At 44.5% G+C, this 17,134-nt stretch carries 14 protein-coding genes; 10 read left to right on the top strand and 4 right to left on the bottom strand.

What is annotated here, in order from left to right:
• The first annotated feature begins 978 nt into the window (after nt 1-978).
• Together A2W93_05630 and A2W93_05635 are read left to right on the top strand one after the other, a co-directional pair.
• On the top strand, nt 979-1,650 hold the full coding sequence (locus A2W93_05630) for a hypothetical protein (GenBank protein OFY55496.1): 672 nt from the start codon (nt 979-981) through the stop codon (nt 1,648-1,650).
• A 78-nt stretch (nt 1,651-1,728) separates the two neighbouring features.
• Entirely contained in the window at nt 1,729-3,117 is a 1,389-nt protein-coding gene (locus A2W93_05635) for a hypothetical protein (GenBank protein ID OFY55497.1), read from the top strand.
• A 491-nt stretch (nt 3,118-3,608) separates the two neighbouring features.
• Here the strand turns inward: A2W93_05635 and A2W93_05640 are convergent, their stop codons facing one another.
• Nucleotides 3,609-4,730 carry a hypothetical protein gene (locus tag A2W93_05640; GenBank protein ID OFY55498.1) on the bottom strand — a complete coding sequence of 374 codons (1,122 nt, stop codon included), beginning with the start codon at nt 4,728-4,730 and terminating at the stop codon, nt 3,609-3,611.
• A gap of 17 nt (nt 4,731-4,747) precedes the next feature.
• On the opposite strand from A2W93_05640, the gene A2W93_05645 reads away from it, so the two are divergent.
• Both A2W93_05645 and A2W93_05650 read left to right on the top strand, forming a co-directional pair.
• Nucleotides 4,748-5,083, top strand: a complete 336-nt coding sequence (locus tag A2W93_05645; GenBank protein OFY55499.1) for a hypothetical protein — start codon at nt 4,748-4,750, stop codon at nt 5,081-5,083.
• The gene (locus A2W93_05650; GenBank protein ID OFY55500.1) at nt 5,073-5,285 is read left to right on the top strand and encodes a hypothetical protein; all 213 of its coding nucleotides are present in this window, start codon (nt 5,073-5,075) and stop codon (nt 5,283-5,285) included. The genes A2W93_05645 and A2W93_05650 overlap by 11 nt, the downstream gene beginning before the upstream one ends.
• Before the next feature lie 105 nt (nt 5,286-5,390).
• On the opposite strand, the gene A2W93_05655 is transcribed toward A2W93_05650, so the two are convergent.
• Nucleotides 5,391-5,603 (bottom strand): hypothetical protein, encoded by a 213-nt coding sequence (locus tag A2W93_05655; GenBank protein OFY55501.1) that lies wholly within the window; start codon nt 5,601-5,603, stop codon nt 5,391-5,393.
• 69 nt (nt 5,604-5,672) lie between these two features.
• Between A2W93_05655 and A2W93_05660 the strand changes: the two genes are divergently transcribed.
• From A2W93_05660 to A2W93_05680, 5 genes are read left to right on the top strand one after another with little or no spacing between them, the layout of a single operon-like run.
• Entirely contained in the window at nt 5,673-7,622 is a 1,950-nt protein-coding gene (locus A2W93_05660) for an amylo-alpha-1,6-glucosidase (protein OFY55502.1), read from the top strand.
• A complete protein-coding gene (locus tag A2W93_05665; protein OFY55503.1) occupies nt 7,619-8,896 on the top strand; it encodes a 4-alpha-glucanotransferase in 1,278 nt (425 codons plus the stop codon). The genes A2W93_05660 and A2W93_05665 overlap by 4 nt, the downstream gene beginning before the upstream one ends.
• Before the next feature lie 10 nt (nt 8,897-8,906).
• Complete coding sequence (locus A2W93_05670; GenBank protein OFY55504.1) at nt 8,907-10,403, top strand: alpha-amylase; 1,497 nt, start codon at nt 8,907-8,909, stop codon at nt 10,401-10,403.
• Nucleotides 10,404-10,414: 11 nt separating this feature from the next.
• Entirely contained in the window at nt 10,415-10,876 is a 462-nt protein-coding gene (locus tag A2W93_05675; GenBank protein OFY55505.1) for a hypothetical protein, read from the top strand.
• A gap of 14 nt (nt 10,877-10,890) precedes the next feature.
• Entirely contained in the window at nt 10,891-11,133 is a 243-nt protein-coding gene (locus tag A2W93_05680; protein OFY55506.1) for a hypothetical protein, read from the top strand.
• 659 nt (nt 11,134-11,792) lie between these two features.
• On the opposite strand, the gene A2W93_05685 is transcribed toward A2W93_05680, so the two are convergent.
• Nucleotides 11,793-12,437, bottom strand: a complete 645-nt coding sequence (locus A2W93_05685; protein OFY55507.1) for a hypothetical protein — start codon at nt 12,435-12,437, stop codon at nt 11,793-11,795.
• The gene (locus A2W93_05690; protein ID OFY55508.1) at nt 12,434-12,661 is read right to left on the bottom strand and encodes a hypothetical protein; all 228 of its coding nucleotides are present in this window, start codon (nt 12,659-12,661) and stop codon (nt 12,434-12,436) included. The genes A2W93_05685 and A2W93_05690 overlap by 4 nt, the downstream gene beginning before the upstream one ends.
• Nucleotides 12,662-12,872: 211 nt before the next feature.
• On the opposite strand from A2W93_05690, the gene A2W93_05695 reads away from it, so the two are divergent.
• Nucleotides 12,873-17,108 carry a hypothetical protein gene (locus tag A2W93_05695; GenBank protein ID OFY55521.1) on the top strand — a complete coding sequence of 1,412 codons (4,236 nt, stop codon included), beginning with the start codon at nt 12,873-12,875 and terminating at the stop codon, nt 17,106-17,108.
• Nucleotides 17,109-17,134: the final 26 nt, after the last annotated feature.

The raw sequence follows: 17,134 nt of genomic DNA on the forward strand, positions 1-17,134 counted from the left end.
ATTTTAAATAGATTATGCGAGAGTGTCATTAGCAGTGTTTGAAGTGACGACCTGGAAATATCATCAAGCTTCAAATGTATCGAAGGGGGCAGCGGGATAAACTCCGCACATGGAACTAGAAGACGCGACTTGTCATCACGTGAAACGTGACAAGCTGTTTTACGTGAAGCACCTTTGAGTTGGATGGTCACGCGTCAGGAGACGCGCGCCCAACGTAGGGGTTCGGCCACCATGGCAAAACGCTTAAAGCTCAAGGCTTAAAATGGCCCGAATTCTTAAGCCTTAAATTTTTAAACTTTCAAGCTGTTGTACTAAGTTCCCGGTCATTGTCTGAGTCACAGCTTTTCTGACTCAGCCGGGATACTCCCTGAAGACCTTCGACTTATCACGTTTTACGTGAAGCATCGGCCTGCACTTCCCGACGACTCCATATCCACGCGGAGTTTGCGCAGCTCGGTTACGTTCGGACGGTGGAATGCCTGTAAGCATTGCATCATTCCGCCGTTCGGAGAATTTCAACTCTGCATTGGGCGCGCGTCTCATGACGCGTGACCTGGATAGTCATTCGAAGAACACGGAACCGTTGCAGCGGAGCAGGAGGCATGGTTTCTTCCCGACTGCCTGCCCGCCCACTGGCAGAGCTCCATGTCCTCGCGGAGTTTGCGCAGCTCGGCTGTGTTCGGACGGTGGGATGTTGTAACAAGGCACTGTTTAAAGACAGACTACGAAATCACATTTAAAAGATCATGTCGGTCCAGGCCTGAATCCGGCCATGCAAGCACGATTGCGATATATGTTGGCATTTAGATATGTTATGTTTGCAAAAACAATTTAATAGTATGAAATTAATTGTCATTAGTCGAAATTCAACCTATTCGAATGAAACTTAACAATGATAAATAACATACTTAATTGTAATCACTTCACATGCTTCGTAAATTTACCTGATTGTGTTTTTAAATCCAAAAATCCCCTACTATGAAAACATTTTTTACCCTCATTCTTACTTTGTATTTGTTCTCTTTTCTCAACGCACAGGAAGTCAAAATCAACAACGATTTGGTTGTGGAAGCAGACGGGACAGTGAAATATCTGAACAATGCCACTGTTTTTGATGATTTGATGGTCTTTCCTGATGCAACCGGTAAAAATGGATCCAAGTCACCAACATTGTCTCAGTTTAAAAATGACGGGTCAACCAGCCAGGGTGTGTACTTATGGATGTTCAGCGAAGCTGCAGAACAAGAGGTCTTTTTTACGGTTCAGCTTCCTCATAGTTATAAAACAGGTACTGCAATTTATCCGCATGTGCACTGGGCAACAACAACAGGTACTCCATCAGGATCGGATGTTGTATGGAGTCTTGAATACTCAGTAATAGCGATTGGTGGAACGTTTTCCAATACTTCTTCAATAAATGCTACTAATTTAAATGCATCAATATCTCCATCAGGCACCTTTCAGCATTTGATTTCCTCATTCCCGACTATCAGCGGCACAGGCCTGGAAATCAGTACAGTCATAATAGGCCGCTTGTACAGAAATGTAGGCCATGGGGCCGATACATTTGCCAATCCTGTAGGTCTGCTGGGCTTTGATATTCATTTCGAAAAAGACACCGATGGTAGCCGCACAGAATATAGCAAGTAAGAAGAGCCGCCATCAATAAATCAATACTGAAAAAGTATGAAAATCTGGAATATCAAACAATATTTGCTAGCGCTGTCTTTGCTGACATTAGCTGAGCCAGTGGTTTCGCAGGGAGTTCAGATAACTTCAGGTGGAAAAATCGAAGCAACCGGGAGCGCCACCATAGAAATCACGGATGGCAATTTCATCAACAGCGGCACCTTTACTCCTGGTGCAAGCACGGTTACTTTCAACGGCACCGCTCTTCAAACGATAACTTCGGGTGGAAGCTCATTCAATAATGCTGTTTTTAACAACCAAAAATCGGGACACAGCGATATCAATATTTCGGATCCATTGTCAATTACAGGCTCAACAACTTTTACAAATGGGATTTTGTATTACTCCGGCACCGGCACCTTAACATTCGGATTGGCAGCCACATCCACCAACGGCAATGCCGGAAGTTTTGTTGACGGCCAGGTATCGAAAATTGGCACAACTGCATTTACTTTTCCGGTTGGCGATGTAAAAAGCGGTAATGCCATATGGGCGCCGATTGCAATTGCAGCGCCGGCTGTGTCTTCTACAATTTCAACTGAATATTTTTTAGAAGCACCAGCCAACTACAACGATCCTGACTATTTCTGCGATGTTGCAGCATTCGATTTTGTCAGCAGCACAGAATACTGGACAATATCATCCACCAGTGCCACCCCCGAAGTGACGTTATTCTGGATGGATGGAACACGCAGTGGAGTTCAGAATCTGGCTGATCTTCTGGTTGCCAGCTGGGAAGATTGTTCTGTCAACAAGTGGGTGAACAAGGGTGGAACGACAACTGGCACAACAGCAGCGGGTTCAATAACGATCACAATCCCAATGACTTCATTTAATAAAGTTACGTTTGCCAGTAAAGGCGGACAAAACACCCTTCCTGTTTCACTTCTTGGCTTTTCAGCCAAATGCGCTAATGAAGGGGTGAATCTGGAATGGTCCACCGCCACCGAAATCGACAACAACTATTTCACCCTCGAGCGCAGCGCTGATCTGTATGAGTGGTCGCTGGTGGGCAAGGTTCAGGGCGCAGGCAACAGCAATACAATGTTGAACTATAGTTATTTGGATCCATATTCATATAGCGGAATTACCTACTACCGTCTCAAACAAACCGATTTCAACGGAACTTCTGAAACATTCGAGCCGGTGGCTGTACGATGCAATGAAATAAATTCAGACATTTCCTGCTATCCGAATCCATTCACCGATCAGCTGGTCATCAGCTTGCAGCATGTAGAAGGCGCTGAAGGAGAAATCAGATTGATTGATGTGACCGGCCGCATTGTTATGCACCAAGGATTGATTTCATCGGAATTAATGCAGAATACGATTGAGCTCACTATTCCCGACATCGCCGAAGGTGTGTATTCGCTCGAATTCAGGTCCGGCAGTATAGTGAAGACTGTGAGAGTTGTGAAGAGCAAGTAAAGGCACAACGCTTAGAGCACAACGCACAACGCAGGGTTTTGTAAATAAAAAAAAATACAAAGAGCCTTCCGGATTCCGGGGGGCTTTTTTTGCCCGATGCACAGTGAATAACGCGCATTGCACCCAACATTTTGTCGTCCGCCGGACATTTTTTGCGAAAAGGAGCGGACACGGAATCGTTGGGTGCTCAGTCTCTCTTCCCCTGACGATTAAGGTCAGCAGTGTCTGTTTGTTAACTTTATATAGCTGACGCTAAAATGTCGGGAAACACAGTGCACAAATCACAACGCTTAGCCTGCTGTCTCCTTCGATACGTCGCAAGCTTTTTTCTGTAAAAGCGCTATGGGAGCGACACTCAGGATGACAGCAGGTTATGCTCGAACACTAGAATGTCGGGAAAGATATAAACGGTAACAATCCAACGCAAAGAGATTGCTTTGCAATGCACTCAGGTTGGATTGACGCTAAAATGTCAGGATGCGCTAAAACAATCAATTCTTCTTAAAACCAATGCTCTTTTTATGAGCATCTCCAACCAAATCGTTTTCCTCAGCATTGTAGATGTCGGCCAGTGTCAAAGCTTCATTCAGCAATGGTTGACGATTAATTTCTGTTTGAAGTAAAACGGATTTTTCGATTTTAAGTTTATCGAAATAATAGCGAACCACCATTCTTCCTTTCCGAAGCAAGGCCTCGTCAATTTCTTTCAAATCAGCATTGAATGTGCAAATAATTTTCAGTCGTAAAGCGTCGCCCAGCAAGCCATCGCCCATATTGAGCAGATTCACCAGCGCGTTGGACGGGCCATTGCTTTTGCGCGACTGAATGAGGTTTTCACAGTCTTCGATAATCAGAATACTGTCGCGGTATTGCGTAATAAAAGGGAGAAAATCAGGCTCGTTGAGAGCGCCAACCATATTCAGCGGAACATAAATAAAATTCTTTTCAGTACTGTTTATGAGATGTCTGATGTAGGTCGTTTTACCGCTCCCATACAAGCCATGAAGCAACACAATTCCCGAAGCTTTTGGTTCGTTCAGAAACGCCTTAATCTTTTTATCGGCAGCTGTAAAATCATCATTATACTGTTTTTGAATGTCAATATCAAACGATTTAATCTCAAAATACTCGAGGTCAAATCCGAATTGATTGGTGATCATGCTGAATTTATGCAGTTTTTTGCGCTCACGTTCTTCGGTGTCGCCTTCAATTATTGAAAGTATTTTTTCGACTTCTTCTTTTTTCATTGCTGATGGATACAGCAGGGCATAAGCTGAGTCGAGTAAATGAATCATAATTCCTTCGCCAATTTTATAAATCAGCTCCTGCCCGATGTGGTTCTCCTCTACCGGATCAGGATTGAAGGCGTGTTTGCTCATGTTCATGTGAAAAATCAATTCCGTATTTTGCCAGTATTCAGAATTTTTCAATCGTTCTTCGATTTTATCATGCTCGTCAGCTCGGGTGTAACTTTGCTTAACAAAAGCAATGGCATCAAACAACCGGTAATAAAGAACCCGGCTGTTTATATTTCCGGAGTCATCATAAAAATCGATGTCCGAAGCTTTGTTATTCATTCTTCGGTTATCAATCGGACGTAAACTAAATCCCATTTTTGATTGTAAAATTAATGCTTCCATGTGTTGCAAAAGTGCTTGTTGAAAACTATTGTGTGTTCATAACCCTGCTCATGGATGCAGAATTGAAATTAATACATAAAATTTTTCTATATCATGACATGTCCTTCTTCCCCGACGGTTCCATGTCCTCACTTCTTTCGGACGGTGGAATATCGGGAAAGACACTGATGTCAACAATCCAACGCAGAGAGATTGCTTTGCAATGCACTCAGGTTGGATTGACGCTAAAATGTCACACAGGGGCTGCAACATTCCGCCGTTCTGAGAATTTCAACCTTGTATTGGGCGCACGTCTCCCGCTTGCAACGTTTTACGTTGACGCGTGACCAGGGTAATTCCGAAAGCTCATTCGCAGAACACGGAACCGTTGCAGCGGTGCGCTGGCTTGCATTTCCCGACGATTCCATGTCAGCGATATCTGTTTGTTATCCTCAGCAGGCTGACGATAGAATGTCGGGGAGGGCGGTGTGCAATGCTCAAGCCCGCTGTCATTCAGTAACAAAAGCTTTCGTGAGTTTGAAGAATTGACTTTAAAAATACCAGACTTCAAATGTATCGAAGAACGACAGCGGGTTTAAATAAGTCGCACTTCGATACGATGAAGACTCGTGAACGATAACGCTTAATGCTTCATCACTCTGTGTGACAGATGTTTTTGGCCCCGCTGTCATTCAAAGTGTCTGCCATCAGGCGAAGGTATCCCCGCCAGCTTTGCAGCGGGCAGGAAAGACCGACAACTAGCCCATGTCGGGAAGACGCTGCAATTTTCATTGACACTAATCTTGCATTCCAGACAACTTTAATATTAATATTATATGATTTTACGTGGAATAATCTAACTTTCATTGATATATTGAAAGAAATTCACTAATTTTGCAAACTAATTCGAATATTTAAGTTACGAAACTGCGACATATGGGGTACATACAGTTCGATAAAAAGCAACTAATCAACCTTGAGTACGTTCTGAACAAGGAGATTCTGCGCACCAACAGGGCCGGGGCTTATGCATCGACAACTATAATTGGATGCAACACAAGGAAATATCATGGATTGTTGGTATGTCCTCAACCGGCCATTGACAACGAATTGCACGTTTTGCTTTCCTGCATCGATGAAAGTATTATTCAACACGACAGCGAATTCAACCTTTCACTGCACCGCTATCCAGGCTCGTGGTCGCCCAAAGGGCATAAGTATCTGGTGGATTTTGATTCGGAACCCACTGTCGCCCTTTTCTATCAGGTAGGCGGCGTTTTGATGAAAAAAGAAATGCTTTTCGGGGTCGATGATCGCATTCTGATTCGATATACACTGCTCGAAGCACATAGCCCGACCAAATTACGGCTGCGGCCATTTATGGCTTATCGCCAACGTCACAACCTGAGTAAGGCCAATGAATTTGTCGACCGCAAATATTCCGTCATCAACGGCGGTATTAAAACCCGCATGTATAAAGGTTATAGCTATCTGCATTATCAGTTTTCACGCGATGCCGGCTATGTCCATGTTCCTGACTGGTATTTTAATTTCGAGTATCCCAAAGATCTCGATCGGGGTTACGATGGTCATGAAGACCTCTTTACGCCTGGATATTTCGAAGTCGATATGGTCAAGGGAACTCCATTGATCATTTCAGTAGGCACCTCGGAAATGGATCCTAAAAATCTCACAAGGACTTTTACACGGGAACTGAACAAACGCACGCCGCGCAGCAGCTATTGGAATTGTTTGAATAATTCAGCCAACCAGTTTATTGTTACCCGCGAGAAAAAGACAGAGATTGTGGCCGGCTATCCGTGGTTTGGGCGCTGGGGGCGCGATACATTAATCTCGCTTCCGGGACTCACACTCACCCGCGACATGGATCTGACTTTTAAATCGGCCATTGATTCGCTGATAATGGATATGAATGGGCCATTGCTGCCCAATGTTGGTACCGGCAAAGAAGCTGCTTTCAATTCCATCGATGCGCCGCTGTGGCTCTTTTGGGCTATGCAGCAATATGTACTGATGGCTGCCGCCAGCGAAAAAAATGTGTGGGAAGATTATGGTCCTACCATGAAAATCGTTCTCAACGGGCTCCGCAACGGGAAAGTGAATGGCATTTACATGAAGCCAAACGGACTGCTCTATGCTTTGATTCCTGGAAAAGCTCTCACATGGATGGATGCCATAGTCGACGGAAAGCCGGTTACACAACGTGGCGGGCTAGCCGTTGAAATCAATGCTCTATGGTACAATGCCATTATGTTTGCATTGCAAATGGCCGAAAAATGTGGTGATGAAAGCTTTGTTCTCAATTGGAAAGCCATTGCCGAAAAAATTCCAGTTTCGTTTAAAGATACTTTCTGGTCGAAAGACAAAGGTTATCTGGCCGATTATGTAGATGGTGATTTCAAGGATTGGAGCGTTCGTCCGAATATGGTTTTTGCTACATCACTTCCTTACAGTCCTGTCAGTGAAAAAATCAGACAGCTGGTGTTGGATAAAATTCGCCAGGAACTGCTCACCCCACGCGGATTGCGCACTTTGAGTCCAATCGATACAAAATATAAGGGTAACTACGAAGGCGCCATCAGAGACCGCGATCTGGCTTATCATCAAGGCACAGTGTGGCCCTGGCTGCTCAGTCATTATGTTGAGGGATTTCTGAAAATATATGGAAATGAAGGCGTGGAGCAGGTGAGACCATTGTACGATAATTTCGAGACAACGCTTTTCGAACATGGCATTGGTACTATCAGCGAGGTTTATAGCGGAGATCCGCCGCATCGTCCGGGTGGCGCCATTTCTCAGGCCTGGAGCGTGTCGGAGATCATGCGGATTAAATGGATGATTGACAAATACACAGGCGAATCATGAAAGTTCTGATGTTTGGGTGGGAGTTTCCTCCGCATATCACCGGAGGTCTGGGTACAGCTTGTTTAGGGCTGACGCGGTCACTCGCGCGTATGCACACCGATGTACTCTTTGTGGTGCCCCGTGCTTTTGGTGATGAGGATACCAGCATGGTGAATCTTGTGAATGCATCGGATGTTGAAGTGGATCTGGAAAAATCGGAGTACAGCGAATTCTGGAAACGCATTCAGTATATGTCGGTGGCTTCTGATATTATTCCTTATGTCGGGCCGGTTGAATATTCCAAAACTCATATCAAAAATCTCAAAAAAGAATTTCACAGCAATAGTATTTTTTCGCACCGTTACACCTTCAGTGGTTCCTACGGCAATGATCTGATGTTCGAAGTATCGCGCTATGCCTTGATTGCGAGCGGTATTGCGGCTAAGAATAATTTCGACATCATACATGCACACGACTGGCTCACATATCCGGCCGGCATTGCAGCCAAGCAGGTGAGCGGGAAACCACTTGTGATCCATGTTCATGCTACCGAATTCGATCGTTCGGGCGAGCATGTCAACCAGCGGGTGTTTGAAATTGAACGTGAAGGAATGATGCAGGCCGACCGTGTAATCACGGTTTCGAACCTGACGCGAAATATTGTGATTGAACGCTACGGCATCAATCCGGACAAGGTGTTTACAGTGTACAATGGTGCCGATGCTTTTCAGGCGCCCGCAATTGAACATATCGACAAACCGTTTCCTGAAAAAGTGGTAACTTTTTTGGGCCGCATTACTTTTCAGAAAGGTCCCGATTACTTTGTCGAAGCGGCCAAAAAAGTTCTTGAGAAAGATGAAAACGTGCGTTTCGTTATGGCAGGCTCAGGCGATATGTTGCCGCGTATTGTGCGTATGGTATCAAAACATAGAATGGGACACAAATTTCATTTTACGGGATTTCTGAAAGGCAACGATGTGGACAAAATGTTTTCGTACAGCGATGTGTATGTGATGCCCAGTGTTTCTGAGCCCTTTGGCATTTCGCCGCTCGAAGCCATGCGCAGCAGTGTGCCGGTGGTTATTTCGCGGCAGTCGGGTGTTGCAGAGGTTTTGCGTCATGCGCTGAAAGTCGATTTCTGGGATGTCGATGCTATGGCCGACAGCATTTATGGTTTATTGAATTATCCCGCATTGTCGCGTATGTTCTCGCGTTTCGGCCGCAACGAAGTCGAAGATCTGAAATGGGACAATGCAGCTGCATCTGTTCTGAGTATTTATCAGCAATTAGTATAGGAGGCGTTTTATGAGGTCAATCTGTTTTTATTTTCAGGTGCATCAGCCGTTCAGACTGCGGACCTACCGCTTTTTTGAGATCGGAAACAATCATCATTATTTCGATGATTATCAGAATCGCTATATCATGCGTCGTGTAGCTGATAAATGCTATCTGCCCATGAATAAACTGCTTCTGGATCTTATTAAAGAGTTCGGCCATCAGTTTAAAGTGTCGTTCTCGATTTCGGGAGTGGCTCTTGAGCAGTTTAAAAAATATACACCCGAAGTAATTGACAGTTACAGGGCCCTGGCCGAAACTGGCTGTGTTGAATTTATTGCAGAGACATACGGTCACTCGCTGGCTGCTTTACGCAGTGAGCCGGAATTTCGTGCGCAGGTGAAACGTCAGCAACAATTGCTCAACGATTTGATTGGATATCAGAGCACGGCTTTTCGAAATACTGAGCTTATCTATTCAAACGAAATAGGCGACATGGTTTATCGCATGGGCTTCGATGTGATGCTCACTGAAGGAGCCAAGCATGTGCTGGGCTGGAAAAGTCCGAATTACATGTACTGCAACGCTCAGAATCCACGCCTGAAATTGTTGCTGAAAAATTTTCGTCTGAGCGACGATATTGCATTTCGTTTTTCGCAGCAAAGCTGGGAAGGATGGCCGTTGACAGCCGATAAATTTGTTGATTGGCTCAATGAGGTCGATCAACGCGAAGAGGTGGTGAACCTTTTCATGGATTATGAGACTTTTGGCGAGCATCAGTGGCCGGAAACCGGCATTTTTGAATTCATGAAAGCGCTGCCGGGCCAGGTGTTTGCCAAATCCAATTTCACGTTCAATACACCTACGGAGCTTGGACAGATGATGCAGCCCGTTGCGCCGGTACATGTGCCTTTTCCGATTTCGTGGGCCGACGAAGAACGCGACCTCACTGCCTGGCTGGGCAACGATTTGCAGGACGACGCTTTTGATACATTGTACAGTCTCACCGAAAAAATGGAATACGTCATCAATTATTCACGGAGCATGGAAAACATGGCGGCTGAAAGCGGCACAGCCATGAAAGTGAGTGTTGATGAGCTTAAGAAGCTACATGATGATTGGGTGAAACTGCAGACCAGCGACCATTTTTATTACATGTGCACCAAATGGTTTGCCGATGGTGATGTGCATAAATATTTCAATCCATATGGTACGCCCTACGATGCATATATAAATTTCATGAACGTGTTGAGCGATTTCATGCTGCGTCTCAGTCAGCATTCGTTTCTGAATAGCACGCCGGAATTGGCTCCTGTAGCGGAACAACCGAAGGTGGAAACAAAAAAAGTAGTGAAGCTCACGGTCGGTAAAAAGGCAACAGCAAAAAAATCCACTGCCAAAAAAGCTCCTGAAAAAAAGGCTGCAACAAAGAAAGCTGCAGAGAAGAAAACAACAAAAGCAAAAGTTGCGACCACGAAAATCACAGTGAAGAAAACTGCTGCTAAGAAAAAGCCGGATACTGAATAACATTTTTAGAAATGAAGTTGTGCGTAATTTCAGTGGTTCTGTTTCTGCTGGCAATGGCTGCAGTGGCGCAGGACAAAAGTCCGAATAACATTAATAAGCGACTGCCGATGAAAGAAACGCCTGACTCGTTAACGCCCGGCGCACGCCATTTTATCGGATGGAATTTTAGCCGGATATTTAGCACTATGTGGGCTTTTTCTTTTGAATATACAACCGATCGTTGTAACTCCCTAAACCTTGAACTGGCCTATAAACCCGCACTTGAAAATATTCACATGTCGTCGCGATATTCATATTTCCCGAGAAATGTGTCGCGAAATGCTTCAGAGATCTGGTCTGGAAAATTATCGTTCCGGCAATACACCAGAGCAGGACAGAACTCATTTATTTTGGGCCTTATTTCAGATTCGATTATCTCGAAGCAAACAATGCCATCATCAAAGATGTCTACGGAAGCGACACGTACGATCTGACCAGAAGTACCCGCTTGTTTAAAGCTGGTTTTTCGCTGGGCAGCCGAAATATTTTTGATGGGTTTTCGTTTTTCTGGGGTGTTAGTGTTGGCGCTGGTATATACGATGATTCTCATACCATTATTCAACTTCACCCAATTTATTACGAAGAACACACGATAGATTATCCCTATGGTCAGGGTTATCCTGTTCCCGACTTTACGATTGACATGGGATTTGCTTTTGGATTCCGAAAGCCAGCAATGTTTGGAAAGTAGTCGGCAATCCCATAATCAGGGCCTGCTGAAAAACACTGCTCCGAAGAAAAAATAGAAGCCGGAACCGAAGGCGTAGGGTCGCCATTATGAATTTTTCATCTATTGTGTTCAATACTGACCTGCGCAGCATTGAAAACTAAACATGTGCTATAAACTCAAAAAATCAACAAAGACCTCAATGAAGTTCCCGGGCTCCGCCCCGGGATCTCATGCTATACTACAGACTTTTTTTGTTGATTTTCGCTGCCGACGCTTCGACGGAGTTTAACCCGCTGTCAATCCTTCGACTCCGCTGCTAATGACACACTCGTATAAACCTCTAAAAATCAAACAGAAGGTTAAAACCGATATTCCATCGTTCGGAGAGAAACGTAGAATATGGAATCGTCGGTTTTGCGGCAAACATAACGATTCCATATCCTCTGCCTCCTTCGTCGCCATCGGACGATGGAATATTATGTTTGCCCCATTGCTGGTGGTCTCAGGATGACAGCGGCGGGGACTCAGCGTGACAAAAGCAAGCCTTAGTGTGCCAGCAGCACTCACTTGATTTCTAATTCTTGATAAGAAGTGTGCAATACCGGTGGTCTCCGGCAACATTATCAGAAACAAAAAAGGGCCTGATTCATCAATCAAGCCCTTTTTAAAGATTGAAAATATTATTGAATGTGATAACTGATCAAATTATACTCTAATCGGGAGAGATTAGACAAATACAGTCTGGTCTTTTTCACCAATCCAATATTTTCACAATAATGATTATGAAACAGATATGGTACCGAGTAATTGTCCTCTTTTCTGTACAACGCACCCTGATAATCCAGACAATCAAAGGTACCGGCAGGCACTGTGATTGCTGCTGACTGAGCGACCCGCGAGTAATCAATATAGCATAATGTATCATTATTGTATATGTAGTAATCAGTGAATGAAAATCCAGGAGTCAGTCTGAAAATAATTTTCCCGCTTTTGTTCACAATACAGTCAGAGGAATCTCGGTAATGAGTTGTATCAGGTGTCGAAAAACCAACGAAATTGTGTTCAACGATACGGTTATACGTGAAGTTGTTTATTGTAGTGTCACTGATGACTTCTATAGTATCGTTTCCCCAGCTTTGATTGAGGACATTTCCTGAACTGTCATAATAGTTTTGTTCATACACCCAGTAGTTGCCTGGGGTCAGAGGCAGGTAATCCATTACCGAAGTCTGTTGTGTTTCAGGAATTTCTGTTGGTTCATCTTTTTTGCACGATGCAAAGGCCATCAGCCCTGCGATGACGATAATCATTGTTCTTTTTTTCATTTATTTGGTTTTTGGTTTATGAAAAAAAGTAGATCTATTGCATAGAAATGATTTAATGTTGCATTAACGGGATTGTCAAAAATAAATTGCAATAAATTATCAAAACAAGTTTCGATATTCCGGAATGAAGGTACAAACAGCAATTGCTGCCAGCCCGTCAATTCAGTTCGCGTAATTGCCGCATTCAGTTTTTCAACGCTTTCGTGGGCATAGCCGTAGAGCATATTGGTGTTTTTATGTGTTACTGTTTTTTGTATTGAATCTTAATGAGACGTTTCCATCAGTTCTTCAAAATGTGAAATTATTTCAAGTTTTCAACCAATTGCACCTATTTATCCACATTTAACGTCGCGGTCTCTGACAGATTAGTATTTTTGTGAATGTGGGGTAAAACGGCCACACGAGCATTTGTATTTTTTCAAAAAAAACTGGCACATGAATATGCAGCAGATGGAAAAACCAGACTTTCTTTTTGAAGTAAGCTGGGAAGTATGTAATAAAGTTGGCGGTATCAACACCGTGATTGCCACCAAAGCGCTTCGCATCAGCGAACGCATCGAATCGGGCTATATCCTGATTGGTCCCGACATTCATTCAGGCCAGCTGCCTGCCGATGTCTTTACCGAAGACAACAGCATTCACCCGCAATGGGTAAGCAAAGCCCGCATGGATGGATTACATTTCCGCATCGGACGCTGGCATGTGCCTGGTAATCCCATTGCAATCCTGCTCGACTTCTCTGGTTTGTATTCTAAAAAAGATATTGTTTTCAAAGAACTTTGGGAAAAATACAAACTCGATTCGCTCTATGGCGGCTGGGATTATGTGGAACCAACCCTTTTCGGATACGAGGCCGGACGCCTGATTGAGCATTTTTATAATTACAATGTTACGTCCGAAGACCGCATTGCCGCTCATTTTCATGAATGGATGACCGGTGCCGGCATTCTGTATCTCAAAGACCGTGTGCCGCAGGCAGGACGTGTATTTACAACTCATGCTACGGTGATGGGTCGTTCGGTGGCTGGTATGAATCTGCCGCTGTACAGCAAAATGGAAGAGTTCAATCCTGAAGGAATGGCGCGCGAACTCAATGTGCTTTCGAAATTCAGTCTCGAAAAACTCAGTGCACAGCATGCCGATGTGTTTACCACTGTTTCTGATATTACAGGAAAAGAATGCACGCATTTTCTTTCTAAAAAACCCGATCTCATTACACCGAATGGTTTCGAAGATACCATTGTTCCTCACGAAGAGGAGTTCAACAAACGTCGCGCTGCCTCGCGTAAACTGCTGAAAAGTCTTGTAAGAAGTGTCATTGGAAAAGACGTTGCCGACAATACGTTATACGTCATTAACTCTGGTCGTTACGAATTCCGCAACAAAGGAATCGATTTGTTCATTGAAGCGTTGGCCGATTTAAAACTTCAACATAAAACTGAGCGCGACGTGGTCGCCATTATTGCCGTTCCTGCGAACAATGCAGGTGTTCGTCAGGATGTAAAGCAATGCATGGCTGATGATGAAATTACTACAACGCCTGGCAATCTTACGCATTATTTATTCAACGAAGACAACGACGCGATAATGCATGCTATTCGCAAAAATGGCTTGCAGTGCGACGATGAAAGCAATGTGAATGTGATTTTTATTCCAAGTTATCTGGATGGAAATGATGGATTACTAAATTTCAATTATTACGATTTTCTCATTGGATGCGATCTTTCTGTATTCCCTTCCTATTATGAACCATGGGGTTACACGCCACTTGAGGCAGTGGCCTTTCATATTCCGACCATTACCACAACATTAGCTGGTTTTGGTGTATGGATGCAGGATGCAGGCAAAGTGAACGGTGGCGTAAAAGTGATTGAGCGCGATGATTACAATGCCGATTTTGTGGTGAGCGAAATCTCGCGCTACATACTTGAATGGGCCGGTTGCTCACGCGAAGAATTTCAGCATCATCGCGAAAGTGCGTTGCATGCTTCGCAGGAAGCGTTGTGGGAAAATCTATCAAAGCATTATTTTGATGCTTATAATCGGACAATTCTGCAATCGGTGAAGCGTCAGCCTCAGTTTAGTAAAAAATCACTGCCGCAGGAGCATGTGCTCGAAAAAGCTGGTGTGGCTGAGCCAAACTGGCGCAAGATATATGTTAAACCAGAATTGCCTGAGCGCTTGAGCAAACTGATGCGTCTGAGCAAAAATATCTGGTGGACATGGAGCCATTCAGCCATTCGATTGTTCGAATCCATCAGTCCGCAGCTGTGGGAACGCAGCGGCTATAATCCGATTGCGATGCTCGAGCTCATGTCGCTTAAAGAAATAAATGAACTGGCAACCAATCCGGAATTCCTATTCCGACTCGATCTGGTATTCCGCGAATTCGAAGAATACATGGATCAGCCGCTCGACGACGAACGTCCGTCGGTAGCGTATTTCTGCATGGAATATGGTTTTCACGCATCGTTGAAATTATACTCAGGCGGTCTGGGTGTGCTCGCCGGCGATTATCTGAAACAAGCGTCTGATAGCGGCATTCGCATGTCGGCTGTTGGACTGCTTTTCCGTCATGGATATTTCAATCAGACTTTTTCGGCAGGCGGCGAACAGATTTCGGAATTCATTCCGCAGAAATTCAGCAACCTCCCAATGATTCCTGTGCGCGATGTGAAAGGCGAGTGGGTGAAAATTGGAGTCAGCTTTCCAGGTCGCCAGGTGGTGGCTAAAGTATGGGAAGTGCATGTAGGGCGGATTCGATTATTTTTACTTGATACCGACATTGAAGACAACAACGAACAGGATCGTCAGATCACGCACAAACTCTACGGGGGAGATTGGGAAAACCGCTTGAAGCAGGAAATTCTGCTGGGCATTGGTGGTGTGAAAATGCTTGAATATCTTGATTTAAATTTCGATGTATATCATTGCAACGAAGGCCACGCGGCTTTTTCAATCCTGGAGCGGCTCAAAGATTATGTTCAAAACAATGTAATGTCGTTTCAACAAGCGTTGGAAATAGTCAGAGCGCAAACACTGTTCACGACACATACGCCGGTTCCCGCCGGGCATGACGCTTTCAGCGAAGATATGATGCGTATGTATTTTTCTCATTTCCCCGAGAAAATAAATTTAACCTGGAATGAATTTATTGCACTTGGAAAGAGTAATCCAGAAAATGCCGATGAAAAATACAGCATGAGCATTCTGGCTATGAGCGGATCGCAGAATGTGAATGGCGTAAGCCGCATTCATGGCCGCGTTACACGCGAGATGTTCACTGATTTGTATCAGGGATTTTTTTCCGAAGAATTGTACATTGATTATGTTACCAATGGGGTGCATTTGCCCACCTGGTGTAGTCAGGAAATGCAAAATCTCGCAAAGAAATATGACTTCGATGCATTGAAAATGGATCAGGCCGATCCTACTAACTGGGAATTTGTGAATCGTATTCCTGATGAAGAACTCTGGAATGTGCGCAAAACACTCAAAGGCAAGTTGCTCGATATGCTGCGCAATAAGTTGGCGCGCGACATGACGCATCGTCAGGAATCGCCGCGACACATCATCAATGTGCTGGAACAATTCGACGAGAATGCTTTGTATATTGGCTTTGCACGCCGCTTTGCGACCTATAAGCGTGCGCATCTGCTGTTTAAAAACCTCGACAAATTACGCGAACTGGTCAATAATAAAACGCGGCCTGTTCGTTTTGTATATGCCGGAAAAGCGCATCCAGCCGACAAAGCAGGACAGGATTATATTAAATATATCATTGAAATTTCGCGAATGCCGGAATTTGCAGGGAAAGTGATTTTCGTTGAAAACTACGATATGGAAATTGCGCGTCTGCTGGTTGCTGGTGTCGATGTATGGCTCAACACGCCTACACGCCCACTCGAAGCCAGTGGTACCAGCGGCATTAAGGCCTGTCTGAATGGTGTGCTTAACCTGAGTGTTCTTGATGGCTGGTGGGCCGAAGGTTATGTGCCGAAAGGCGGCTGGGCACTGAAAGAAGCGCGCACCTACGAAAATCAGGCGCTGCAGGATGAATTGGATTCGGAGACGTTATACAATTTGCTGGAAGAAGAAATTTTGCCGGCGTACTATCACCGCGAGCAAAACGATATTCCGACAGACTGGCTTGCATTTATCCGAAAAAATTTCACTTCCATTGCGCCGCATTTCACCATGAAGCGTATGCTTGACGAATATTATTCGAAGTTTTATAATCCGCAAATAAAACGCAGCAGAGAATTAAGAAAGGATAATTATGCTGCAGCGCGAGCGCTGTCTTCGTGGAAACGTCGTGTGATGCGCAATTGGGATCAGATAATTCCAGTTGAAATCATAGTACACGACAGTACTGTAAGTCCGTTGCTGCTGGGGCAGGATTTTATTGCAACAGTTACGCTGAACACAGGCGAGCTGCGGGCTGAAGATCTGGCGCTGGACATCATTTTTGGACAAAAGGAAAAGGGTCAAGTGCGACATATTATATTCAAATTCGAAATGAAAGTAAAAAGCTTTGGCAATGGGCAGGCGACTTATGAGGTCATAATTCCAAATCCACGTTCGGGTGTGTTTGATTATGCAATCCGCTTGCGGCCCTCGAATCCGGCTCTGCCTCATCTGCAGGACTTCAATCTGGTGAAGTGGTTGTAAAAAAAATACAATCCCTCGAAGGGTTT

This window comes from Bacteroidetes bacterium GWF2_43_63 (genome assembly GCA_001769275.1).
GTDB lineage: Bacteria > Bacteroidota > Bacteroidia > Bacteroidales > DTU049 > GWF2-43-63.